Genomic DNA, 23,825 nt, shown 5'->3' with positions numbered 1-23,825 from the left:
CGCATAGCGGCTGCCCTGAGCAGGAAGCGGCTATTTCTGGCGCTATTTCTTCTTGTTAAGCAGCGATTTTAAATCGGCGAAAGGGCTATAGGTGGCGGCGCCCACATCGTCTTGCGCGTCTTCCCCCGCCACAACGCTGGTACCGTACTGGTCAGCCTCAGTGTATTTTGAGTGTTCGTGATCGTGACAATACAGGCACAATAATTCCCAGTTGCTGCCGTCTGCCGGATTATTAGTATGGTCATGATCGATATGATGGACGGTGAGTTCACGCAGGTTTGAGTAAACAAACTCTCGCGAGCAGCGTCCACATACCCACGGGTAGATTTTTAATGCTTTCTCGCGGTAGCCGCTTTCCAGCCGCGCGTAGTTTTTGGGGATCAAAGCCATTGCCGATGTTACCTGTCATAAAAAGAGATTTATATTCGATGCAGGCAGGCTACCGCGCTTAACAGGCTACTTCAAGCTGTCTGTTGCGGCCGTTTTTCACTCTGCGCGAACGCTCTCAAAAGCGGGCAAGAAGGCTCAGGAAGTCTGCGGCTCCAGCAAACTTTTCAGCAGCGCTAACACCTGCTGGTTTTCGGCGGGCGTCAGTGCGCCCTCGCGGGCAAAACGCACCCGCCCTTCGCTGTCCAGCACCATGACTGCCGAGCCGCCCGCTTTTAGCTGCCAGGCTCGCCTGACCGCGCCGTTAGCATCAATAATAAACTGCGACCAGGGCGACGCCTCCTTTGCGGATTTCAGGCTGGCACGGACAAATACCGCGCTGCCCGGAATGGCGTCGTCGGTGTTAACAATGGTGGTGGTCTGGTAGCGATCGTGCGGCAGGTTCGCCTTGCTCAACGCGTCAATCAATGCGGCGTTCTGATCTTTAGCCGAAATTCTTCCGGCCATATGCAGCAGCACCCGTACTTTGCCACCAAGCTGGGCGCTGTTCCAGGGCCGTGCAGAAATTTGCTGCTGCTGCCAGATTAGCTCACCCTGTACGGCCACGCCGGCAGCGGGAACGCGCTGATTGATCACTATGTTGCTGGCCGATGCGCTGGCGGTGACGATCGTCAAAAGAGCAAACAGAACTGGCTTCATTTTTTCTCCGCAAAAAAGCGTATAAAGGGACAGATCGGCACGGCCTGCACCTGCGTTCTGTGACCTGCGATCCGGAACCTTAACCATAGTCCGTTCTCAGCCAAGCGATTGTTTTAACACCGCCAGAAAGGCGGTCACTCTGCGCGGCGTATAGCGCCGCGTCGGCAGCAGCGCCCAGACGGCCAGCGCGGGCATCGCCATATCCTCAAGCATCAGCGGTACCAGCTCGCCTCGCGCCGCTTCTTCCCGAATGTCCAGCGCGGTCAGCTGCGCAATGCCCGCCCCGGCCACGCACATTTCCCTCACGCCTTCCACGCTGCTACAGCTGAAACGGGCATCCGGCGTGTAGCTGACCGCGCCGCCCTGATTTTCAAACAGCCACCACGGCAGCGCGGACAGCCGCAGGCAGGCGTGGTTTTTCAGATCCGCCAGCAGCTTTGGCGTACCGTTACGCTGCAAATAGGCCGGAGAGGCGCAAAGGACTCTGGGGTTATCCGCCAGCCTGTGCGCCACCAGCCGGGAATCCCGCAGCGGCGCGATGCGGATGGCGATGTCATAGCCCTGCGCCACGATATCGACGGCATCTTCGCTTAAATTCAGCTCGACCTTCATTTGCGGATTAGCGGCCATCAGTTCAGGCAGCAGTGGCAAAACGTTGCGCCTGCCAAAGCCGGACGGCGCGGTCACGCGCAGCAACCCGAAAGCGCCCGTCGCCCCGGCGCTGAACATATTTTTCGCCGTCTGCTCTGCTTCAACCATCGCCCGCGCATAGGGCAAAAACTCTTCGCCCTCGCTGGTCAACGAGACGGCGCGCGTGGTGCGTTGCAGCAGCCTGACGCCCAGCTCGCTTTCCAGCAGCGCCAGACGGCGGGAAACGGTCATGGCGGTCGATCCCAGCGTTCGGGCGGCCCTGGTCAGGTTGCCCACGGCTACGATCGCGCAGAAAACCTCAACGTCTTTCAGGTTCATTATAACGGTTTCCGTTATTCATCTAGTCAGTTTGCGGCGGTTCTGCCGTTGCATCGCGTTCATTATACTGGATCCTGTATTCATTTATCTTCAGGAACTATTATGCATCCTTTACTGTTTAAAGCGGGTCAGATCGCCCGCATCGCTTTTAAAAACCGGGCGCTCGTCGCGCCGATGACGCGTATCTCCGCTTCTGAAACGGGCGTGCCCGGCGAGATTGTACAGCGCTACTACGCCAGCTTCGCGCAGGGCGGCTTCGGCGGCGTCATCACCGAAGGCCTCTATATCGATAGCGCCTGGTCGCAGACCTATGCTTACCAGCCCGGCATCGTCAGCGACGAGCAGGTAGCCGGATGGCGCAAGGTTACGGATGCGGTAAAAGCAGCGGGTTCGGTGGTTATCGCTCAGCTGATCCACGGCGGTGCGCTTTCCCAGGCGAATATTCACCGCACCACCACCATCGGCCCGTCCGCTATCAAACCGCGCGGCCAGCAGCTGGCTTTTTATCACGGCAAAGGCGATTACGCCGTACCGGAAGCGATGACCGCACAGCAAATTGAGGAGGTCATCGCCAGCTTTGCCAACAGCGCGGAACGTGCCATCACGCGGGCCGGCTTCGACGGCGTGGAAATTCATGCCGCTAACGGCTACCTGCTCGATCAGTTTTTTACCGACTATCAGAATCAGCGTGAAGATGCCTGGGGCGGTTCGATCGAAAATCGCCTGCGCCTGACGCTGGAAGTTATCCGCGCGGTACGCAACAAAATTGGCCGCGAGGCGATGCTGGGCGTGCGTATTTCTCAGGGTAAGGTCAACGACTTCCAGCACAAATGGCAGGAAGGCGAAGCGGGCGCGCTAAAAGTATTTGCCCTGTTGCAGGAAGCTGGCGTCGATTATATCCATATCACCGAATACAAAGCCTGGCTGCCGGCATTTGAAAATAACGATCGCTCGCTGGTTGAGCTGGCACGCGTCGGCGCACCGGATACGGTCATTATCGCCAACGGCGGGCTGGACGACGGCGAACGGGCTGAAGAGCAGCTGCTCGCTAATGCGGATTTTGTCGCCATTGGCAAGGCCGCGCTGGCTAACCACGACTGGCCGCAGCGCGTCCAGCAGGGCCAGGCGCTGCGGCCGCTGGCGGAAACGGTTCTGGCGCCCGTCGCCAATATCAAGGAAGACGAATACTAACGGTCGCCCTTTCCCATCAGGAAAGAGAAAGCTACACTCACCGACACCCTGCGCGTCGGTGAGTCCGGCCTGTCGCGCGCCCTCTTTTTTTGCCGAGCGACAAGCCGCCATGTCAGATAGCCTTCTGCAACACCCCGTTGTCCGCCAGCTGCAGACGCTGGAAGCCACCACCTGGTTTAATCCCCATCTTGCCCGCGTGGAAGAAGGCCTGAAGCAGGTCGGCCTGAGCAGGCAGGATGCGCAAGAGGCCGAAGCCAGGCTCCAGCGCTTTGCGCCGCTTTTAGCGCAGGCCTTTCCGGAAACCGCTACGGCGGGCGGCATTATCGAATCGCCGGTCATCGCTATCCCCGCCATGCAGCAATGGCTGGCGGCCGAAAACGGCGCTATCCCCGGCGCGCTGTGGCTGAAAAAAGACAGCCACCTGCCCGTTTCCGGCTCTATTAAGGCACGCGGCGGTATTTATGAAGTGCTTGCCCACGCGGAACGGCTGGCGATAACCGCAGGCCTGCTGACGACCGAGGCGGATTACCGCATCCTGCTGTCGCCGCGCCTGCGGGCATTCTTCAGCCAGCAGCGTATTGCCGTAGGCTCAACCGGCAACCTCGGCCTTTCTATCGGCATTATCAGCGCCGCGCTGGGTTTTGACGTCACGGTGCATATGTCTGCCGACGCCCGCGCGTGGAAAAAAGAGAAGTTGCGCTCGCACGGCGTAAAAGTGGTGGAATACGCGGAAGACTACGGCGTGGCCGTGGCGCAGGGACGTCGCGAGGCGGAACAGGATCCGCACTGTTTTTTTATCGATGATGAAAATTCCCGCACGCTGTTTCTGGGCTACGCCGTGGCGGGGTTGCGCCTGCGCGCGCAGCTTGAGGCGGCAGGCAGAACGGTGGATGCCGCGCACCCGCTGTTTGTTTATCTGCCCTGCGGCGTGGGCGGCGGGCCGGGCGGCGTGGCCTTTGGCCTGAAGCTTGCCTTTGGCGATGACGTGCACTGCTTCTTTGCCGAACCGACGCATTCGCCCTGCATGCTGCTGGGGATGAGCACCGGGCTGCACGAGGCCGTCGCCGTCGCGGATATCGGGCTTGATAATAAAACGGCGGCGGATGGCCTGGCGGTCGGCCGTCCTTCTGGTTTTGTCGGCCGGGCGATGGCGCAGCTGATCGACGGCTGCTATACGCTCAGCGATAAGAGGATGTACCAGCTGCTGGCCGCGCTGGCCGCCACGGAAAATCTTCGCCTTGAACCTTCCGCGCTGGCCGGAATGGCCGGGCCGCAACGCCTGAGCGCCCACTATCTGGCACAGCATCGCCTTAATGCAGAGACGATGGCCCGCGCCACGCATCTGGTCTGGGCCACGGGCGGCGGCATGGTGCCGGAAGAAGAGATGCAGGCTTATCTGGCGGCGGGCCAACGCGCGCTCAGCGCCGGATAGTTTTCAATAAGGCGATATCGGGCCAGCGCTGACCCGGAAAAAGCGACAGGCGAACGTTAAACAGATAAAACAGCGGCGCAAACACGGCCTCGTCTTTGCCCGCCAACGCTTCCAGCTTCAGCAACAGCAGATCCAGCTCCTCCAGCAAATGCTGATGCGGCTGCGTCTGTAACGATTTCATGCGCCGCTTTAAAAACAGCGCCAGCTCGTGAAACATCTGGCCGCTGTCAATGCGATAGCTTTCCAGCAGCTCGCGATGGCGGGCATAGTAGTCATAGCAGTTAGCGCCCAGCCAGGCTTCCGTCAGCAGATTGCCGCCGGAAACCAGATCGGGATGCGGATCCAGACGCATACGCGGCAGGATAATATTGACCCGATCCAGCATCCGCACCACAAAGTGCTGCCGCGCCAGCAGCGAAGATCCGTTGCGCTCAATCTCTTTCACCAGCCGCAGCAAATCGCTCAGCCCTTTGCGCAGCGTGCGTTTGGCGGTCCATGAAGGCCGCTTGTTGCGGATCAGCGCCGTAATGGTCACCGCCACGATAATGCCGACCATCGATGAGATGGCCGTATTGATCAGGCCGGTGAGATTTGGCGTGAAGTGGTGAGTCATGCCCAAAAACGCCGGGATCTGCGTCGCCACGCTGATGCCGATCAGATTGGTCGAGGGACGGGCAATAACCAGCCCCAGCAGCAGCAGCCCTGGCGTCAGGATCAGCAGCAGCGCCTCGAAGGTGGTTGCCTGCGGGATCAAAAAGGCCACGTAGAACAGGCTGATCGCCAGCGCGATAAACACGCCTTTGATAAACCTTTTCATCGGCACCAGCGGCGTATCCATGCTGGCGAAGAACGACGCCACAATCGCCGCCATCATCGGCGCCGTCGCGCCGTCGGCCCAGCCGCTGCCGATCCAGAACAGGCTGGAAATAAAGGTCGCCAGAAAAGCCGTGGCGGCCGAAAGCAGCAGCAGGCCGTTATCAATATGGCGCTCCGCTCGCGTCTCCTTCGCCAGGCTGGTGTCGCCGGAGAGATCGCTGACCAGCACGCTGACGCTCTGATAGGCGCCTGCGATGCGTACAAAATCCGCCAGCCGTTCCAGCAGGCCCATCAGCAAAATGCTCTCCTCCGTGGCGAGCGCCCCGCTCCGCCACTGCTGTTTCAGCGCCGTCTGGGTCGCGGCAAGCTGCTGCTGCATTTGCGCCGTCTCTACAATCTCGCCACGATTAAGCCAGCCGACAAAATCGGCAAAGACGTCCGTGACCTCCTGCGGAAAGCGGATTTGCTGTTCGGCCAGAATGCTCAGCCGCGCTTCGATAGCGGTCAGCGTAGGGATCAGGTACGACAGGTGCTGGTACTGCACGCTGACCAGCCGGATCAGCTTGCGCGCCGCATCGCCTTCATAGACGCAATGTACAATCAGCGTTTCCACATTGGTCGGATAGTTTGCCATCTGGATCAGAATATCCTCCCGCTCCAGCGACTTATCTTTTGGCCTGACCGTAATCAGCTCGTGGCACAGCTTCTGCGCGTTCAGATACCAGACGCTGACGCTCTGCTCCAGCAGGCTGCGCATGGAAACCGGCAGGATCAGCTGGTGCACCAGGCTGCTACAGATAATCGCCAGCGTAATCTCCTCAATGCGCGAAATAACGATATCGCTGATGGAGAGCGGCGACACCACGCCGGGAAATCCCATAATGGCGGCGCTGTAGCCTGCCAGCATAAAGATATAGCTTTTTGGCGTGCGGTCGTGCAGCGAGAGATAGAGGCAGACGGCGACCCACAGCGAGACGCACAGGCTGAACAGCAGTGGATACTGCACGGTTTCCGGGTAAATCAGGAAAATAAACAGCCCGCCCAGCAGCGTGCCCAACAGGCGAAAGATCGACTTGGAGATAGTGGCAGCGGAATAGAGCTGTGAAGCCACAAAGACCGTCGTTAACGACCAGGCTGGTTTTTCAAAATTAAGTTCAAGCGAAATATAAAGTGCCAGAAAGGCGGCCAGACAGGTTTTAGCGGAGAAGAGTACCGCGTTTTGGGTAAACCACTTCATGGAAATTATTGAACCGGATGCACATTGCGTGGATGCGTATCCTGCCAGAAGGCGGATGCCGCTGCCCGTCAATTAGTACTACAAATTATTAATGACTTAACTAAATGATTTAGCAAGTAAACCTGTTCAAAAACGGCTTAAATCACCTGAAAAAAACGGGAAAATGGCGAAATTTACGCCAGATCAATTATCGCCTTTTGTGCGGTTTTACTTTTTCTGCGGCCACCCGGCAACGGCTTCGATAAGGATTGCGTCTTATTGAGGCCACCTTGCGCCGCGGCTGGCGTGGATGCTAGTTTACTCGCCTGAATTATTTAGCCGCTGAGCGGTGTACAGGCGAAAAAGCATCCATGTCAAACTCTCTTACCGGCGACTGGCTGACTTTGCGCCGGGATAATGAAACCGGCATCGAAAGCGTTCACGCCCATTTTTGCGGGCACGCCTACGATCCGCACGATCATGACGAGATGCTGGTCGGCGTAACGCATATGGGAGTACAGCGTTTTAACTGTCACCGCAGGCTGCATACCAGCACGCCGGGACAGATTATGCTGATTGAGCCGGGCGCGGTACATGACGGCCACGCCCCAAATCCGGAAGGCTTTACCTACAGCATGCTTTATCTGCCGCAAAGCTGGCTGAATACTCAGCTCCAGCGGCGCGGCCTGGGCGAGATTTCCGCGCTGGAAGCGGCTTTTCGCTCAACCCTGATGCAGGACGATCGGCTCAACCTGACGATCCAGCAGGCTTTCAGCACTATTCATGGCGCCGAAGGCAGGCTCGCCCGCGATCAAAATCTCGATCGGCTGGTGGATCTTCTGTCGCGTCATCTGCACGGCCGCCCTTCTGCGGCGCAGGATCTGTGCGGCATGCTGCGCGTCAGGGATTTTCTGCATGAGTCAATGACCAGCGATATTGGACTGGACGATGTAGCGCTTGCCGTTGGCCTGGATCGTTTTCGCCTGACGCGCCAGTTTAAGCAGGCGTTCGGCCAGTCGCCGCACGCTTATCTGGTCAGGCTACGGCTGAAAACCGCACGCGCGCTGCTGGCGCAGGGATGCCACCCGGCGCAGGCGGCCGCGCAGGTGGGCTTCGCCGATCAAAGTCATCTTGGCCGCTGGTTCCGTCGCGCTTACCGCATTACGCCTGCGGCTTACCAGCAGCAGTGCACAAATGTTCTATACCGCCAGTCCTCTCTCCGCTGAAGATAAAAGCTGACTTACTCAGCGGAGAGCAGCATGTTTGACAGTAAAATCGCACTGATTGTGCGCGAGGATCTTGCCATCTGGCAGCGACTGAACGTAACGGCCTTTTTAGCCAGCGGTATCGCTTACGCCGCGCCGGAAATTAGGGGCGAACCTTATATAGACGCCAAAGGCCAGCGCTACGGTTGTATGGCCGGGCAGCCGATGCTGGTGTTTGCCGCCGATCTCGCCGGTTTACAGGCTGCGCATTGCAAAGGACTGGCGCGCGAGCTGACCCTGATCCCTTATGTCCAGGCGATGTTTTCGACCGGTCACGACGAGGCCAACCGACAAGCTTTTCAGGCAGAAGACCCGGACAATCTTAATTTAGTGGGGCTGGCGATTCGCGGCCCTAAGAAAGCGGTCGATAAAGCGATTAAAGGCCTTGCGATGCATAGCTAAACGGCGTTTCTTGTTGGGCGGCACGGGCAGGCTGTTCCGCCCTTGATGCTGCCCTGTTTTAAGAAGAGCCTTTCTGCTTTGGCTTATTTTAAGCGAGGTATTGTTACCTTATAAGCCTCTCATAATAAAGCATTATACGGCATCTCAATTTACGCTTTACCCTACAGACTATAGTAATGACAAAACGCTATAGGCCAGATCGCTGTAACGTACTAAAAAAGCCTCTTAATGGTTCAGCTGATGGAACATTTCTTGCGCTGTAGCAGGTTATTTGCTGCGTAGCGCTGAACACTTTACCCACCGATTTTGATTATTCAGAGCATTTATTTATCCCGTTTTTACCCGTCAGCGTTTTTAAAAAATAATATTCAGGTTGTAAACCATAGTTACCTTTAACTTCTCGTGGCAAATAACTGCAAAAATCAGCATCTGGCTTTACGATAAAGATCAGGACAAGAATAAAGCCTTAATAATTAATTGATTATTTCTATTCATGAGCGCCACTCATTAGCTTATTCGGTTCAGTCAGCTTATTCTCGCCTTCGTTTTGCGCTACGCTTATCGTTAATCTCATTTCGTCCGCCCTCTTCGCTTGTTCTGCGGCGCAGTCGGCCTTTCATCTGCAAGGAAAAAATAATGACTGATATCTATCAATGCGGTTCTCAGGCTTCTTATGCAGGCCCTGAAGATTGGTTTACCGGCACCGTGCGCGTCGATCCGCTTTTTCCTGCCAACGAACCCGCACGCGCCAGCGGCGGCAGCGTCACCTTTGAACCAGGCGCCCGTACCGCCTGGCATACGCACCCGCTGGGCCAGACGCTGATCGTAACCGCAGGCTTTGGCTATGTGCAGACCTGGGGCGAACCGGCGCGTGAAATCCGTCCCGGCGACGTGGTATGGATCCCACCGTTTGAGAAGCACTGGCATGGCGCCAGCGCCAAAACCGCGCTGACCCATATCGCGATCCAGGAAGCGCAGGATGGCAAAGTTGTGGAGTGGCTCGAAAAAGTCACCGATGAGCAATATGGCGGCGAAGCATAGGCAGAGCGCCGGTGGTCACGGAGCGCGCTACTCTTTCAAAAACGCCTGAAAGCGCGCTTTGTTAGCCACCAGCCAGCCCGGCAAATGCTCGTTATCGACCGGCACTATCTTCATTTTGCGCGGGCGGTTCCAGATGTCGATATTGTTCTCGACGCAGCGGCGAATATGGTCGGGATTATTAAATTCCGGCCGATCGTGCTCAATATGAGAAATAGTCGACATCTTTTCGCTGATGCGTTCATCCGTCATCACCCAGGAGAAATGCCAGCCACCCCGCTGAACGATTTTGGTGCGAAATTTCAGCAGGTTCCAGCGTAGCCAGCTGTCCCTAATCGGCGTACCTTTACGCTTCACGTTGCGCAGCAGCTCGGGCTGGCCGTGAAAAAAGCCTTTCAGGTTTTTATAGGTCACCATTTTAGGCAGCTTGCACAGGCGCGGCGTCCCGTCTTCGTTCATGACCTGCAAATTAAATTTAAAATTATAGAAATGCTGATAGAGCGTGGTGCAAAGGTGCCTGTGGCTGAACTGCGCCAGCGCCTGAGAATGGGGGATCTCATCCACATCGGATATGATAATGATATCGTCATCCCGCGCGTCCGTCAGGCCTTGCATAATTGCGTTACGCGCATGGCTTTCGTTTTGCCAGGGATCGGTCTCCCCTGCGTTGACCAGAGAACTGTTGGAATAAAAAGCCTGCTGATAAATAACCGGCACGCGATCGTTAACAACATAAATAATTTGATCCCTGAAGGCCGCAAATTTTTCGATATCAAAATGCAGACGTTCACGTTTCTTGCCCGTAAACGTATAAAGCGACTCAACGACGACAAACTTATCTACGTGTTTATGGAGCGTATTAAGCCGGATTTCCAGCAGCATATCTTCGTCATAGTATAAAAAGCAGTCGTAAATCACGGTAATAATGCCTGTATCGTAAAAAGCAGTGCCACAAATTAACAGAAATTGACACGGCGCTACAGCATTTTGTCAGATTTGCGTAATTACCTGTAAGCAGATGTACGACAGTCTCCTTCCACAATCCGGCCGTCACGGCCCCGTTCGTCAGTCCATCGTTTTCGAGTGCCAGCCGCCTGCCAGCAGAAACGATACGCTGTCGTCAGAAGCGATGGCCGATCCCGTATAAAGTCCCAGCAGCTGCTGTTTTTCGGCGTCATAAAACAAAATTCCGGTGAGCGCCAGGCTGGCGGCCAGGTAAAAATGGGCCGTATCCCGGAACAGCAAGGCATAGTCCGCGCTGCTGAGCGTGCCGGTGCTGGCAAGCTGCAGGGGGAAAATAGCCGGAGCGGCCTTGCCGGTGCAGGTGTTGCTATAGCCTTCAATGATCTGACAGTGAATAAGATGCTCTTCACCCTGCCCTGAAAGCGTGACTTCGGCATTGACCTCCTGAGGCGGCTCGGTAACTAAAATTGCGTTAACGCTGCTCTCCATATCCTCCGGCAGATGCGGAAAATGTTTGCGGAAAAGGGTAAGGATCTCCTCAGCGTTGATATTTAACAGATTGCTCATTTCCGCACTCCCGTTTCAAATTGTAAGCCCGCGTTATTTAATTTGAGTACAGCCTATGATTTAGCTCAGAGCGAGAAAATTGTTTCATTATCGCGCAGGCTTTGCTTGCTCTATAATTAAAAACAGCAGGTTAAGCCGTCTGCTTTTATTTTGTTTAAGATTTTCCTCAGGGCATTTATAAACGAAGCGGCGCGTTACGGCCGCTGCGCTTAATAAGCCCAGGGGTAAGCGGGGTTTTATTGCCGCTGCGCTTATTAAGCACGCGGGTAAATGTCAGCTCGTTGGCCGTTAAAGCGGTTTTTGCCTCGGTAGAGCAACGCCTTGCTCGCCTTTTGCGCGCCACAAAGCGTTCAAAAAGGCCTTTTTTGTGCTTTGTTGTAGAGATGTTAATAACGCATCGGGCTGATAATGGGTCAGAAAACCAACAACATATTGATTACTATAGGAAAAACTTAAAGTAATCTTAACAAAATTAATGATTGAGTCGGGGGCTGAAAAGTCCTATATTGGCCGCGCTTTTTTACAGCGCTCACACTTTTAATTTATTTTTCAACTACGGCGTTATTTATAACCCTGGTTGTAGGAGAGATATGATGACGGATAAAGTCCGTATTGATAATTTTGGTGCGAATTCATCAGGAAACAATGAAGCGTTTTTAGCCCGTCAGGCTGAATATGAATCGAACGTGCGGAGCTACCCGCGCAAGCTGCCGTTCGCCATTGCTAAAGCACAGGGAGTCTGGATTACAGATGTTGAGAATAATCAATATCTTGATTGTCTTGCCGGTGCAGGTACGCTGGCGCTTGGCCACAACCATCCTGATATGCTGCAGAGCATCCAAAATGTCATTACCAGTGGCTTGCCGTTACATACGCTCGATTTGACGACGCCGTTGAAAGATGAATTTTCTGCCTACCTGCTCTCTTTACTGCCGGGCCAGGGCAAAGAATACTGCCTGCAGTTTACCGGCCCTTCCGGCGCTGACGCCGTTGAAGCCGCGCTGAAGCTGGCGAAAAAATACACCGGCCGTACCGGCGTGATCAGCTTCTCCGGCGGCTACCACGGAATGACCCACGGCGCGCTGGCGGTAACGGGCAACCTGTCGCCGAAAGAAGCCGTTAACGGCATGATGCCGGAAGTGCAGTTTATGCCTTATCCGCATCTGTACCGCTGCCCGCTGGGTATCGGCGGCAAGGCGGGCGAGCAGGCGCTGGCTTACTACTTTGAAAACCTGATCAACGACGTGGAAAGCGGCGTGCGCAAACCTGCGGCGGTGATCCTGGAAGCGGTTCAGGGCGAAGGCGGCGTGAACCCGGCTCCGGTCGAGTGGCTGCAGCGCATCCGTAAAGTGACCCAGGAACACGGCATTCTGCTGATCCTGGACGAAGTGCAGGCTGGCTTCGCGCGTACCGGTAAGTTCTTCGCCTTCGAGCACGCGGGCATCGAGCCGGACATCATTGTGATGTCCAAAGCTGTAGGCGGCGGTCTGCCACTGGCCGTGCTGGGCATCAAAAAGCAGTTCGACGCCTGGGCACCTGGCCACCACACCGGCACCTTCCGCGGCAACCAGCTGGCGATGGCAACCGGCCTGACCACCCTGCGTCACCTGAAAGACAACAATATCGCCGATAAAGTTGCCGAACAGGGCGAATGGCTGAAAGCGAAACTGGCAGAGATGCAGAAGCGCTATCCGGTCATCGGCCACGTGCGCGGCCTGGGCCTGATGCTGGGCATTGAGATCGTCAAGCCGAACGAGCCGCAGGATCATATGGGTTGCTACCCAGCCGATGGCGAGCTTTCCGCGCTGTTGCAGAAGAAATGCTTTGAAGCTGGCCTGATCCTGGAGCGCGGCGGCCGTCACGGCTGCGTGCTGCGCCTGCTGCCTTCGCTGCTGATTAGCAATGAAGAGCTGGGTATTTTCCTGGATAAATTTGAAGTCGCCCTGGTTGCTGCCGGCGTTAAACCTGTTTCTGCGGAGTGAAGTTGATGTCCCGGTCCAACCCTATTCTGGCAGCTTCGGCGCAGAGCACCGAAGCCTACCAGCAGGCTATTGCCCAGACCAGCCAGGCCGTTGTGCAGTGGCTGCAACAGCCTGAGATGTATCAGGGCAAAAGCGTAGCCGAGCTGCGTGAGCGTATCGCGCTGGATTTCACCACGGAGGGCCTGGGCAACCAGGCCGCCATTGAGCGTGCGATCGAGTACTTCCTGAAAGACAGTCTGTCTGTGCATCATCCGCAGTGCGTGGCGCACCTGCACTGCCCTAGCCTGGTGATTAGCCAGGCGGCGGAAGTGCTGATCAACGCCACCAACCAGAGCATGGACTCCTGGGATCAAAGCCCTTCAGCCACCATCATTGAGATGAAGCTGATTGAATGGCTGCGCGCTCAGGTCGGCTATCAGGCCGGCGACGCGGGCGTCTTTACCAGCGGCGGCACCCAGAGCAATCTGATGGGGCTGATGCTGGCGCGCGATGCGTTCTTTGCGCGTCAGGGCCACTCTGTCCAGCAGGATGGTCTGCCGGGCGATCTCAGCAAGATCAAAGTGTTCTGCTCTGAAAACGCCCACTTCTCCGTGCAGAAGAATATGGCGCTGATGGGTCTGGGCTACCGCTCCGTGACGCTGGTGAAAACCGATCGCTTTGCGCGTATGGATACGGCGGATCTGGCTGACAAACTGGCGCTGGCAAAAGCCAACGGCGAGAAGGTGCTGGCTATCGTCGCAACGGCGGGCACCACCGATGCGGGCGCTATCGATCCTTTGCGTGAAATCGCGCAGATTGCGGCAGAAAACGAGACCTGGCTGCACGTTGATGCGGCATGGGGCGGCGCGCTGCTGCTTTCTGAAAAGTATCGTCATTATCTGGACGGCATCGAGCTGGTGGATTCCATCACCCTGGACTTCCACAAGCAGTTCTTCCAGACCATCAGCTGCGGCGCGTTTCTGCTGAAAGAAGCGCGTCACTACGAGCTGATGCGTTACCAGGCGGCCTACCTGAACTCTGAGTTCGATGAAGCTCAGGGTGTGCCGAATCTGGTTTCCAAATCCCTGCAAACCACGCGCCGTTTCGACGCGCTGAAAATGTGGATGGGTCTGGAAGCGCTGGGCCAGAAGCAGTATGCCGAGATCATCGATCACGGCGTAACGCTGGCGCAGCAGGTTGCGGCCTGGGTTGCCGAACAGCCTGCGCTGGAGCTGGTGATGGAGCCACAGCTGGCAAGCGTGCTGTTCCGCTTCCGTCCGCAACAGGGCGACGATGCGGCAATCGCCCTGCTTAACCAGAAGATCGGCGATGCGCTGCTGGATTCCGGGCGCGCCAACGTAGGCGTGACCGAACACAACGGCGTAACCTGCCTGAAGATGACGCTGCTGAACCCAACCGTGACGCTGGAAGACATCAAGCTTCTGCTGGCGCTGGTAGAGCGCACGGCGGCTTCTCTCGCATAGTTATCCGTTCTGTACGGATCAAAGCCGGTAACGCCCGTTACCGGCTTTTTTATTAGCCTTTATTCATCCCATCAGACTGTTTTCAACAACAGGACAATGCGCTTCGCGCCATCGGCTCTTTTCAGGCTGTCAGCGTTTCCTGGTTAGCTGTTGCCGCTGGTCGCACCCGTTTCTGCTTTTATATCTTGAGGGCCATATGTCTTCCGGCGGCATTTCCAGAGCCTTTGCTATCAGGCGCTCTCCTTTGGGCCAGGGTCTTCGTAAGGCATTAGCCAAAGTAGAGGCGGCCAGCCCCGCTTCTCGTGATACAGCGGATAGGTTTGTGCCCTTCTTTTTCAATAAGGCAATAATATCTGCCGGGTGGATATCATTTTTGTTCATCGGATCCCCTTATAATGGGCAGGCCGCATTACTTTCCGTAGAGCTAAGTGGATAGCATAATCCGGATGATATACGGCTCAGGCTTTTAATTTTTATCAATTGATATTGTTAATCGTGTCTCTGGTATTGGCACCCCAGCCTGTTTTACGTTATTTATAGCAGGTGAAAAAAGGTCTGTTTGATGTAAGGTTTATCTCATGTAGGGTTCTTTTTATGTAGGGTTACCGCTATGAAAATTCAGTCGCTTCCGAAAAATCTTATTAATATGTTTGAAAACGATCCGATTACTGGATGGGCCGTCAAAGACATTAATTCCAACTTTGTTTACGTAAACAATGCCTTTAAGATATGGCAAACTATTTCAACCCGCTTCGATTATGAAGGGTTAAATATACGTGATGTCCCTGTTCCCGTAGCCGAGTTTGCTGATATATTTGCACAGCAGGAAAGAGAGATTGAGCAAACCGGCAAAGCGGTACGTGCTATTACCACGCATATTCAGGGCAAAGAGAAAATTTTACAGCCCGCTTATAATATCCAGGAGCCGTTATTTAACGAACAGCGCCAGTGCGTCGGCACGGTGATAAGCGTCAGGCATGTCAATATTATCACGCCGGGATCGCTGCTTAACGGCAAACTCTGTCAGCATGTCACTCTTCAGCCGCCTTCGGCTGTCTTTACGGAAAAAGAGTGGGAAGTGGTTTATCTGTTACAGTGTAACTTAAGCCTGAAAGAAGTAGCGCATGTGCTGGGAATTTCTATCCATGCCGTCAGTGGACGCCTGAGAAGCTGCTATCGCAAAGCGGAAGTGAGCTCATCCTCCATGCTAATTGAATTTTGTAGGGAGAAAAATATAGATAACTACGTTCCTGCCTTCTTTTTGAAAAAAGGACACATTATTATTTCTGGATAATAAAAATGGACTATTACTTTAGCTACTCCCTGTTCGGGTGGGTGATAAAAGACGCCTCTTCTCGTTACGTATATGCCAATCAGAAAGCCTGCCGTTATTTCAGCCAGCCTTTCGAAAAAATAAAAGGCTGTACGGATAAAGACCTGTTCCCCGACCTCTGTGATTTTCACGACAGAATCACAAAGGATGACAAAAAAATTATAGCCACAGGCGCTATGAGCATAGTTTTAAGGATATTTAATCAAGAAGGAAATAACAGAAAACAGGCTTATTTGGTTGAAAAGCGGCTCTGGCGATTGCCTGACGGATCACCTGGCATAATTTGTAATTATATTGAAATCACAAACGTCTACTTTTCAACATTTCTGTGTCAGCACTCTCGTAAACCTCTTACTTTTACGGCACCTTCCCCGCTTTTTACCAATCGGGAGTGGGAAGTTATCCTGCTGCTTTTATGTGGGATGAAAAGAGATCGCATGTCAGCTATGCTCAACGTTAGCAAACTTACGTTAAGAAACAGAATAGCCCGCTGCTGTGAAAAAGCTAACGTAATGCACGGAGTCGCGCTTATTCAATATTGCCAGCGTAAAGGATGGGATAATTATATTCCGCCGTTTTTTCTTAAAAAAGGCTATATCACTTTTTCTGGCAAATTCGGCTAAAAATTTAGCAGGCGTGAAAGAAAGGCGTCCCGCAGGACGCCTTTACGCTTACATCTGCACCAGATTTTTGATTTTCACATCCGGGTTGACGTCGGCGTCGTAATCCACGCCGTCCAGGCCAAAGCCGAACAGGTGCATAAACTCTGTTTTGTAGCCAACGAAGTCGGTCAGCTCGTTCAGGTTTTCGTTAGTGACGGTCGGCCACAGCTTCACCACTTCATCCTGCACTTCTGGCTGCAGCTCTTTGTAGTCGGCACGCAGGCGGCCAACATCGTCAAGAATTGGTGAGGCGTTATACAGGCTGTCTTTGAACAGGCCGTAAACCTGCTCGATGCAGCCTTCGTGAGTGCCCTTTTCCTTCATCACTTTAAACAGCAGCGACAGGTAAAGCGGCATCACCGGAATAGCAGAGCTGGCCTGGGTAACCACGGCTTTCAGTACGGAAACACGCGCGTCGCCGCCCTTTTCCGCCAGCGTGTCGCGAATAGTCAGGACGCGCTTGTCCAGGTCTTTCTTGGCTTCGCCGATAGAACCGTTCCAGTAGATATCGTGGGTGATCTGCTCGCCAAGATAGGTAAAGGCGGTGGTTTTCGCGCCTTCAGCCAGCACGCCGGCCGCGTTCAGATCGTCAATCCACATCTGCCAGTCTTCGCCGCCCATCACCGCTACGGTGCCGTCGATCTCTTCCTGAGAAGCCGGTTCCAGCGTGATATCGGTAATGGTTTCTTTATCGGTGTTCAAGCCGCGCGTGTGCAGCGTTTTGCCAACCGGTTTCAGCGTAGAGTTAAAGACTTCGCCGGTTTTTGGATGGGTACGACGCGGCGCAGCCAGGCTGTATACCACCAGATCGACCTGACCCAGATCCTGTTTAATCAGCTCAATGGTCTTTTGCTTTACTTCGTCTGAGTAAGCGTCGCCGTTGATGCTTTTTGCATACAGGCCCTTCGCTTCCGCCAGCTCTTCAAAAGCCGCAGAGTTATACCAGCCAGCGGTAGCCGGTTTGTTTTCTTCGCCCGGACGCTCGAAGAACACGCCCAGCGTATCGGCTTCGCAGCCAAAGGCGGCAGAGATGCGGGCAGCAAGGCCGTAACCCGTAGAAGCGCCAATCACCAGCACCTTTTTAGGGCCGTTGGCAATTTTGCCCTGGCGGGTCACGTAATCAATTTGTTTTTCAACGTTAGCTTTGCAACCCGCCGGATGGGCGGTAACACAGATGAAGCCACGAATGCGTGGTTTAATAATCATGTCGACCTCAATAACCGTCTCAGTAAATATGGCCCGTAGAATACCTGCTTGTGGCGTTTCAGGCAAAGTTGACAGTAGCTTATCGTCTACAGACGCTTTTAACACGAGCGCTTTGCATATTATTTATTCAGTCTTTATACAACCGCTCGCGCCTGAGCGGGTGAAAAGCGGCAGCGGAATCCGAAAACGCCGTGAACCCATCCGTGGCGGCTCGTTGCGCGCGTCCATGCGCGTTTGCTTTCCGCTCGCCCTTTGCCGTAATGAAGCGGTGGTATTGCTGCCAAAAACGGCAGTGCACCGCCAGGCCATTGCGTTTGTCATCAATCTTACGGCAGTCCTGAGTCTGCCTGTTAACAGTCTGACTCAGGGCACGTGACACCAGTTACGCAACTGATTAATACCGCCGTCCGGCGAGGTAAAGCCCGCGCAGCCTAACAGGCTGTCGTACAGCTTTTCGTGGAATACCGGCGTTTTATCCTGCGCCATTTTTTTCAGCTGATTAAAGGCCGCCGCGTGATCGGGGTGCTGTAAAAATTTGTCGGATGCCCAGACCATGATCGGCACGCTGCGCTGCGCCATCGGTGCCTGATTGCGCGGCGTGCCGTGGAAATGCATATTTTGCGAAATCGACTCGCCGTGATCGGAAGCATAAAACACAATAGCGTTACGATCGCGCAGTTGGTTAAAGACCTGCTCCAGCACGTAATCGGTATAAAGCAGGCTGTTATCGTAAGAGTTAACCATCTGCTGCGTGGTGCAGTCGTCGTCAATGCCCAGGCATTCCGGCTGATAGCGCGCAAAGCTACGCGGATAACGCTCGGTATAGAGATAGTGCGACCCTTTGGTATGCAGAATAACCAGGTGTTTGCCCTGCGGATGACGCTCGACAGAATCCTTCAGCTCGCTGACCAGCGCCATATCGTCGATAGGCTTGCCGACGTTGCGCTTTTCGGACTGAATGGTTTCCCGCAGCGCATAGTCGTCCGCCAGCGCTTTGTTATAAAACCAGGCCTCGCTCTGCATGGCAAACAGCTCGGAGGAGAAGCCCTGCTTTTTCAGCACGGAAAACACGTTCATCTCTTTCAATGTGCGCTCTGGCGCTTCCGACGCGCCGCCCTCGCGCACAAACATGCAGCGCAGCGAGAGTTTGGTTGAGGTGTCGCAGGAGTAACCCTGGAGCGCAGCCAGATTAGGCTCTTTATCCAGGTAAGGCGTATTGTCGCGCTGGTAACCGTAAACCCCCATATGATCGCGCCGCGCGCTTTCGCCAATCACAAACACGATATAGAGGCTGTCCGCATCTTTTGGCGGCTTATAGGTAAAGTGCGCGGCGGGATCGAACAGTTTACGACTGTCTTCTGCCTGGCTCCAGCTGCTGTAGGCCAGCAGCCCCATGCCCGACAGCCAGTTTGATGGCGAATAGGTGCCGGCGACCACGCCGCCGTAGCTGGCCATCATGCGGTTATGCTGGCGATCCAGATTATCCTGGTGCTCGCCCATCACCTTCAGCGGCAGCCAGCAGCAGAGGCCTGCGGCCAGCATGACGCCGATGCGCCGGGCGATAGCGCCACCGTTACGCCGCCGCAGGGCCGCTTCCGGCAGCGGCGCGAGCCACAGGATCAGCAGCGGCAGCAGGCTCACCAGGCCCAGCCAGACGCCAAAATCCCAGCCGACCGACTCCCTGGACAGATCGAAACTGTCGGTGGTCATCACCGCCGCGATAATGCCGTAGCCGATATCGACGTTGAAAAAGATCATGTAATAGCTGGCGGCCACGGAAAACACCACCAGCAGCGAAGTCAGAACACGGAACAGCAGCCGGCCGGCCAGCGAGGCCAGCAGCGTGGTAAACAGCACCAGCGCAAAAGCCGCGACCACCTCAATGGCGATCGACAGCAGGGCGTCGTAGTGAAGCTGATGAAAGCGGCGGAGAAAAATCGGCAGGTTTAATAAAATGCCCGTGTAAAAGGCGATAAAGCAGCAGACCCGATACTGCGTCAAAAAAAGCAATCTTTTCATCTGTCCCGTCATTGTTATGGCAGTGAATGGCATGACCAAAGCGGCTTTGGTATTGAAAACGTTATTATTCTAACGATACGGCGTAAGACAAGGTAAACGCAGGTGAGTTTACCGTTGGTACTGAAAAAGTGAGTGTTATAATGTAACAAAAGATGTGGCAGACGTTAACCTTTTCGTGCAGCGCGCGCGCCTGGCAGGCTTTCGGCAAAGTTTGAACCGGCTCAAAGTTCTGATAAATAAAGGCGTACCGAACTACATGCAGTGGATATGCATAATTATTCCCAAAGCCTGATACAAAGGCTGGCTACGGGTCAATGCGGTAATTAATTATTCGCCTGCCCTCAGCCGATCCACCTTTCCGCGCTCTTATTAACATTAATTTAATGAATTAAAAACAACTCATTAATGTTAGATTATGCCGCGTTCAGGTCAGAAGCACTGGCTCCCTCATCATTTCGTAGCATTTATAACTGTCAGGAAAGCATTGTTATGGATAAGCTATCTTACGCGTCAGAAAGCCCCAACACCGCCTGGTCCACCTACCTGCAGCAGATCGATCGCGTCGCGCCCTACCTGGGCGAGCTGAGTCGCTGGGTCGATACGCTACGCCATCCTAAACGCGCGCTGATCGTGGATATTCCTCTTCAGATGGACGATGGCTCCATTCGTCACTTTGAAGGCTTTCGCGTGCAGCACAATCTGTCGCGCGGGCCGGGCAAGGGCGGCGTTCGCTATCATCCCAACGTCGACTTAAATGAGGTCATGGCGCTTTCCGCCTGGATGACCATCAAGTGCGCCGCGGTGAACCTGCCTTACGGCGGTGCCAAAGGCGGCATCCGCGTCGATCCCTTTAAGCTTTCCGAAGGCGAACTGGAGCGACTGACCCGTCGCTACACCAGCGAAATCGGCCTGGTGATCGGCCCGCAAAAGGATATTCCGGCGCCGGACGTGGGCACCAATGCCAAAGTGATGGCCTGGATGATGGATACCTATTCCATGAATCAGGGCACCACCATTACCGGCGTGGTGACCGGCAAGCCGGTGCATCTCGGCGGATCGCTGGGCCGTGAAAAAGCCACCGGTCGGGGCGTATTTGTTACCGGTCGTGAAGTCGCCCGTCGCCTGAATATCGAAACGGACGGCGCGCGCCTTGCCGTTCAGGGCTTCGGCAACGTCGGCAGCGAAGCGGCTCGACTGTTTGTCGCCGCTGGCGCGCGGGTGGTGGCCGTTCAGGATCACTCCGCCACGCTTTACAATGCCGAAGGCATCGATCTGACCGCGCTGACCGACTGGCAGGCGACGCATAAAAATATCGCCGGGTTCAGCGGCGCGCAGACGATTGACGCGGAAGCGTTCTGGCAGCTGCCGATGGATATTCTGATCCCGGCGGCGCTGGAAGGACAAATCACCCGTGAGCGCGCGGAAAAACTGAGCTGCAAGCTGATCCTGGAAGGCGCTAACGGCCCAACCTACCCGGACGCAGACGATATGCTGGCGTCGCGCGGCATTACCGTAGTGCCGGACGTTATCTGTAACGCGGGCGGCGTAACGGTCAGCTACTTCGAGTGGGTGCAGGATATGGCCAGCTTCTTCTGGAGCGAGAGCGAGATCAATGAGCGAATGGACAAAATTATGTCCGAAGCGATGATCCATATCTGGGACAAAGCGCGGGAAAAAGAGTGCAGCCTGCGTACCGCTGCCTATATCGTTGCCTGTGAGCGTATTTTGATGGCAAGGAAAGATCGCGGCATTTATCCGGGCTAGGCAGCCTGCAAAAACAGAACGCCGCCTCTTATGGGCGGCGTTTCTTTTTACTGCTTACCCCAGCGGCTGCGCAGGTAGTTCACCGCCTGCTGCGTTTGCGGCTCGTCAAGAAAAGCGTCGCGAAACAGAATGGTTCCGGCCACGCCGGGCTGCGTCTCGTTGAGCTCAATCTGCCTTTTCAGCTCGGCCACGCCCTGCTCTTCGCCCCACTGCGGCTCGGTAGCCGTAGGCTTGCCCACTTTATACAGCGCCACGCCGATATAGAGTTTGACGGGGCCGCTGCCGACCACGTCAGCCCACCATTTCGCCAGCGTGGGATAACGCACGATTTTCCGCTCGAACGGCCAGTAAAGCTGGGGCGCAATATAATCCAGCAGCCCTTCTTTAACCCACAGTCGGGTATCGGCAAAGGCCTGATCGTAAGCCTCGCCGCCGCGCGTATCGGAACCGCGCTCGTCTTTGTCCGCATTGCGCCAGACGCCTGCCGGACTGATGCCGAACGCCACCTCCGGCTTCAGGGACTTGATCGTCGCCGCCACCTCTTTAACCAGCAGCAGCGTATTGTTGCGCCGCCAGCTGGCCTTATCAGCAAAGCCTGCGCCGTATTGCTGCCAGCTGCGGCTGTCATCCAGCGGCGACGAGGGCGTTTCATAATAGAAATAGTCATCGAACTGCACGCCATCGATCGCATAGTTTTTTACCAGCTCGGCGACCACGCTGTTGATCCACTGGCGAACCTGCGGCAGTCCCGGATCCAGCACGTAGCGATCGCTGGCGACGCGCACCCAGTCGCGATGCAGCACGAAAACGCTGGCCGGTGACTGACGCAGCGTTTTTTGCAGCGCACTGACCGTGGCTGGCGAAGTGTTCATCGTGATCCGGTAAGGATTAAGCCACGCGTGTACCTTGAGGCCTCTTTTATGCGCCTCGGTGAGCAAAAACTGCAGCGGATCGTAACCGGGATGCTGGCCGATTGCCCCGGTCAGCTCGGCAGACCAGGGCAAAATCGCGGAGCGATAAAGCGCGGTGCTGTCAGGCTTCACCTGGAAAAAGACCGTATTGATGCCCAACGCCACATACTTATCCAGCCGCTGAACGAGCGCCTGCTGCTGTCGCGCGATGCGCAGTTCGGGATCGGCAAGCGTTAGAGAAGCAGGCGGCGGCCAGTCGAGGTGGTTCACCGTTGCCAGCCAGACGCCGCGCACAGGCTGAGGCTTTATTACGGGCGTGGGCGGCACATAAGGCGTGACCAGCGATTTGACCTCAGACTTATGGCTACAGCCTGCCATAAGCAGCACCAGCATCGCCCCAAGCCAGCCTGAACCCCTTTTTATTAACATCTTGCCTGCTCCCTGGTTATGGCGTCAGATATTTCTCCACCAGCGCTAAAGCAATGGTTTCCGTCTTTGCGTCGGCGTTGCCGCTGATATCGACCGGGCGGAAATGCATTGGAAAGCGCGGACAGTTATGCGGGTTTCCTCATCCGGAACGCCCGTTAGCGCTATTTTACTATAAGCGTGCGCGCCGCCTGATAATGCGTTTTAAAGGCTTCGTTTTCTTCGCTCAGGCGGATAGCCGCTTCAATCATCTCGTTCTGGTTCAGCGAGGTCGCGCCTTCGCTGGTGCGCCAGTGGATATAGAGCACGCAAAGCGCGGCAACCTGCAACATCTCGTTTTCCGCACTATCGCCGTCAAAGCCATATTCCTCGTCACACCAGCGGTAAACGTCGCCGACAAAAGGCATATCGCCCTGCTCGTCCAGCGGCGGCAGGCTGGCGAACAGCTCGATCATTTCGGGTGTGGCGACGTAGCTGCTGCGGCCGACCGCATCCAGCTGTTTGCCACGCGCGCGGGCGTTGTTGGCCTGTTTGGCTTTGAGTTTGGCGCGCTTGCTGCGCTTGTCCTGCTTGCTCACCGGTTTCTCCTGGCGAAAAAAAAGAGCGTCATCATAGCAGAGAACGCTTTCTGCGGACGGCTACATTTTACCGATAAACAGCGACACCAGCCCGGCGGCGATCAGCGGCCCGACCGGCACGCCGCGAAACAGCGACACGCCGATAATCGTGCCGATCAGCAGGCCGCCGACGATAGTAGGCTGCGATCCCATCAGGCTGACGCCGCGCCCGCCTACCCAGGAGACGAAAATGCCTACCGCGATCGCCAGCAGGGATTTCCAGTTCAGAAAGGAGTGCATCAGCGTGCTGGTCGGCAGCGCGCCGCTGGCAATGGGCGCCATGACGCCAATGGTCAGGATCACAATCCCGACGGTGACGCCCTGCTTTTCAATCCACGGGAACAGCGCGTTCAGCGGCGTCATGCGCACCACGATCAGCACCAGCAAAGCGATAGCGACGGTCAGGTTGTGGCTGAAGTAGCTGAGCCCCGCCAGAAACAGCAGAATAAACAGCGTTAAATCGAACATAGTGGTTTCCTGTCAAAGCGTGGGGCTAC

Annotated in this window: 22 protein-coding genes; 10 read left to right on the top strand and 12 right to left on the bottom strand. The window is 55.4% G+C overall.

Annotation, left to right across the window (positions count from 1 at the left end; translation table 11 throughout):
• Nucleotides 1-42 precede the first annotated feature (42 nt).
• The 3 genes from yajD to ACA373_RS03360 all read right to left on the bottom strand — a co-directional run bounded on the left by yajD (nt 43) and on the right by ACA373_RS03360 (nt 2,055).
• A complete protein-coding gene (gene yajD / locus ACA373_RS03370; protein ID WP_253454311.1) occupies nt 43-390 on the bottom strand; it encodes an HNH nuclease YajD in 348 nt (115 codons plus the stop codon).
• 135 nt (nt 391-525) lie between these two features.
• Nucleotides 526-1,086, bottom strand: a complete 561-nt coding sequence (locus ACA373_RS03365) for a YtfJ family protein (RefSeq protein ID WP_253454312.1) — start codon at nt 1,084-1,086, stop codon at nt 526-528.
• A 96-nt stretch (nt 1,087-1,182) separates the two neighbouring features.
• Nucleotides 1,183-2,055, bottom strand: coding sequence for a LysR family transcriptional regulator (locus ACA373_RS03360; RefSeq protein ID WP_370734006.1), 873 nt, complete (start codon nt 2,053-2,055; stop codon nt 1,183-1,185).
• Between the two features lie 102 nt (nt 2,056-2,157).
• Between ACA373_RS03360 and ACA373_RS03355 the strand changes: the two genes are divergently transcribed.
• Both ACA373_RS03355 and ACA373_RS03350 read left to right on the top strand, forming a co-directional pair.
• Nucleotides 2,158-3,246 (top strand): NADH:flavin oxidoreductase, encoded by a 1,089-nt coding sequence (locus tag ACA373_RS03355; RefSeq protein ID WP_253454314.1) that lies wholly within the window; start codon nt 2,158-2,160, stop codon nt 3,244-3,246.
• Between the two features lie 109 nt (nt 3,247-3,355).
• Nucleotides 3,356-4,678, top strand: coding sequence for a D-serine ammonia-lyase (locus ACA373_RS03350; RefSeq protein ID WP_369894783.1), 1,323 nt, complete (start codon nt 3,356-3,358; stop codon nt 4,676-4,678).
• Here ACA373_RS03350 and ACA373_RS03345 read toward each other — a convergent pair.
• Nucleotides 4,665-6,731 (bottom strand): FUSC family protein, encoded by a 2,067-nt coding sequence (locus tag ACA373_RS03345; protein ID WP_370734005.1) that lies wholly within the window; start codon nt 6,729-6,731, stop codon nt 4,665-4,667. The two genes, ACA373_RS03350 and ACA373_RS03345, sit on opposite strands and share 14 nt — an antisense overlap.
• A gap of 350 nt (nt 6,732-7,081) precedes the next feature.
• On the opposite strand from ACA373_RS03345, the gene ACA373_RS03340 reads away from it, so the two are divergent.
• The 3 genes from ACA373_RS03340 (at nt 7,082) to ACA373_RS03330 (ending at nt 9,418) form a co-directional block, all read left to right on the top strand.
• On the top strand, nt 7,082-7,936 hold the full coding sequence (locus ACA373_RS03340; RefSeq protein ID WP_125290060.1) for an AraC family transcriptional regulator: 855 nt from the start codon (nt 7,082-7,084) through the stop codon (nt 7,934-7,936).
• A gap of 33 nt (nt 7,937-7,969) precedes the next feature.
• Nucleotides 7,970-8,377 carry a DUF2000 family protein gene (locus ACA373_RS03335; RefSeq protein ID WP_125290061.1) on the top strand — a complete coding sequence of 136 codons (408 nt, stop codon included), beginning with the start codon at nt 7,970-7,972 and terminating at the stop codon, nt 8,375-8,377.
• 636 nt (nt 8,378-9,013) lie between these two features.
• Entirely contained in the window at nt 9,014-9,418 is a 405-nt protein-coding gene (locus ACA373_RS03330; RefSeq protein ID WP_253454317.1) for a cupin domain-containing protein, read from the top strand.
• A gap of 27 nt (nt 9,419-9,445) precedes the next feature.
• Here the strand turns inward: ACA373_RS03330 and ACA373_RS03325 are convergent, their stop codons facing one another.
• On the bottom strand, nt 9,446-10,333 hold the full coding sequence (locus ACA373_RS03325) for a benzoate transporter (protein ID WP_370734004.1): 888 nt from the start codon (nt 10,331-10,333) through the stop codon (nt 9,446-9,448).
• Between the two features lie 147 nt (nt 10,334-10,480).
• The gene (locus tag ACA373_RS03320) at nt 10,481-10,945 is read right to left on the bottom strand and encodes a hypothetical protein (RefSeq protein WP_253454319.1); all 465 of its coding nucleotides are present in this window, start codon (nt 10,943-10,945) and stop codon (nt 10,481-10,483) included.
• Between the two features lie 590 nt (nt 10,946-11,535).
• Between ACA373_RS03320 and ACA373_RS03315 the strand changes: the two genes are divergently transcribed.
• Complete coding sequence (locus tag ACA373_RS03315; protein ID WP_253454320.1) at nt 11,536-12,927, top strand: diaminobutyrate--2-oxoglutarate transaminase; 1,392 nt, start codon at nt 11,536-11,538, stop codon at nt 12,925-12,927.
• Between the two features lie 5 nt (nt 12,928-12,932).
• On the top strand, nt 12,933-14,390 hold the full coding sequence (locus tag ACA373_RS03310) for an aspartate aminotransferase family protein (RefSeq protein WP_370734003.1): 1,458 nt from the start codon (nt 12,933-12,935) through the stop codon (nt 14,388-14,390).
• A 129-nt stretch (nt 14,391-14,519) separates the two neighbouring features.
• On the opposite strand, the gene ACA373_RS03305 is transcribed toward ACA373_RS03310, so the two are convergent.
• Nucleotides 14,520-14,771, bottom strand: a complete 252-nt coding sequence (locus ACA373_RS03305; protein WP_301250934.1) for a helix-turn-helix transcriptional regulator — start codon at nt 14,769-14,771, stop codon at nt 14,520-14,522.
• Between the two features lie 229 nt (nt 14,772-15,000).
• Here ACA373_RS03305 and ACA373_RS03300 point away from each other — a divergent pair, with 229 nt between their 5' ends.
• Nucleotides 15,001-15,684 (top strand): helix-turn-helix transcriptional regulator, encoded by a 684-nt coding sequence (locus tag ACA373_RS03300; RefSeq protein WP_301250935.1) that lies wholly within the window; start codon nt 15,001-15,003, stop codon nt 15,682-15,684.
• 5 nt (nt 15,685-15,689) lie between these two features.
• A complete protein-coding gene (locus ACA373_RS03295) occupies nt 15,690-16,346 on the top strand; it encodes a PAS domain-containing protein (protein ID WP_369894786.1) in 657 nt (218 codons plus the stop codon).
• Nucleotides 16,347-16,394: 48 nt separating this feature from the next.
• Here the strand turns inward: ACA373_RS03295 and fabV are convergent, their stop codons facing one another.
• Entirely contained in the window at nt 16,395-17,591 is a 1,197-nt protein-coding gene (gene fabV / locus ACA373_RS03290) for an enoyl-ACP reductase FabV (protein WP_253454325.1), read from the bottom strand.
• Nucleotides 17,592-17,954: 363 nt separating this feature from the next.
• Nucleotides 17,955-19,610: a kdo(2)-lipid A phosphoethanolamine 7''-transferase gene (gene eptB / locus ACA373_RS03285; RefSeq protein ID WP_253454326.1), complete on the bottom strand. Its 1,656-nt coding sequence runs from the start codon at nt 19,608-19,610 to the stop codon at nt 17,955-17,957.
• 489 nt (nt 19,611-20,099) lie between these two features.
• Between eptB and ACA373_RS03280 the strand changes: the two genes are divergently transcribed.
• The gene (locus ACA373_RS03280) at nt 20,100-21,374 is read left to right on the top strand and encodes a Glu/Leu/Phe/Val dehydrogenase (RefSeq protein WP_253454327.1); all 1,275 of its coding nucleotides are present in this window, start codon (nt 20,100-20,102) and stop codon (nt 21,372-21,374) included.
• 47 nt (nt 21,375-21,421) lie between these two features.
• Here ACA373_RS03280 and ACA373_RS03275 read toward each other — a convergent pair whose 3' ends face one another.
• The 3 genes from ACA373_RS03275 to ACA373_RS03265 all read right to left on the bottom strand — a co-directional run bounded on the left by ACA373_RS03275 (nt 21,422) and on the right by ACA373_RS03265 (nt 23,796).
• Nucleotides 21,422-22,714 carry a glycoside hydrolase family 10 protein gene (locus tag ACA373_RS03275; protein ID WP_370734002.1) on the bottom strand — a complete coding sequence of 431 codons (1,293 nt, stop codon included), beginning with the start codon at nt 22,712-22,714 and terminating at the stop codon, nt 21,422-21,424.
• A gap of 161 nt (nt 22,715-22,875) precedes the next feature.
• Nucleotides 22,876-23,289 (bottom strand): hypothetical protein, encoded by a 414-nt coding sequence (locus ACA373_RS03270; protein ID WP_301729604.1) that lies wholly within the window; start codon nt 23,287-23,289, stop codon nt 22,876-22,878.
• A gap of 60 nt (nt 23,290-23,349) precedes the next feature.
• Nucleotides 23,350-23,796, bottom strand: a complete 447-nt coding sequence (locus ACA373_RS03265) for a DUF441 domain-containing protein (protein ID WP_125290076.1) — start codon at nt 23,794-23,796, stop codon at nt 23,350-23,352.
• Nucleotides 23,797-23,825: the final 29 nt, after the last annotated feature.

This window comes from Erwinia sp. STN24 (assembly GCF_041320675.1).
Taxonomy (GTDB): Bacteria; Pseudomonadota; Gammaproteobacteria; order Enterobacterales; family Enterobacteriaceae; genus Erwinia; species Erwinia aeris.
The sequence above is the reverse complement of the archived record's forward strand: the minus strand, read 5'-3'. Positions and strand labels throughout refer to the sequence as shown.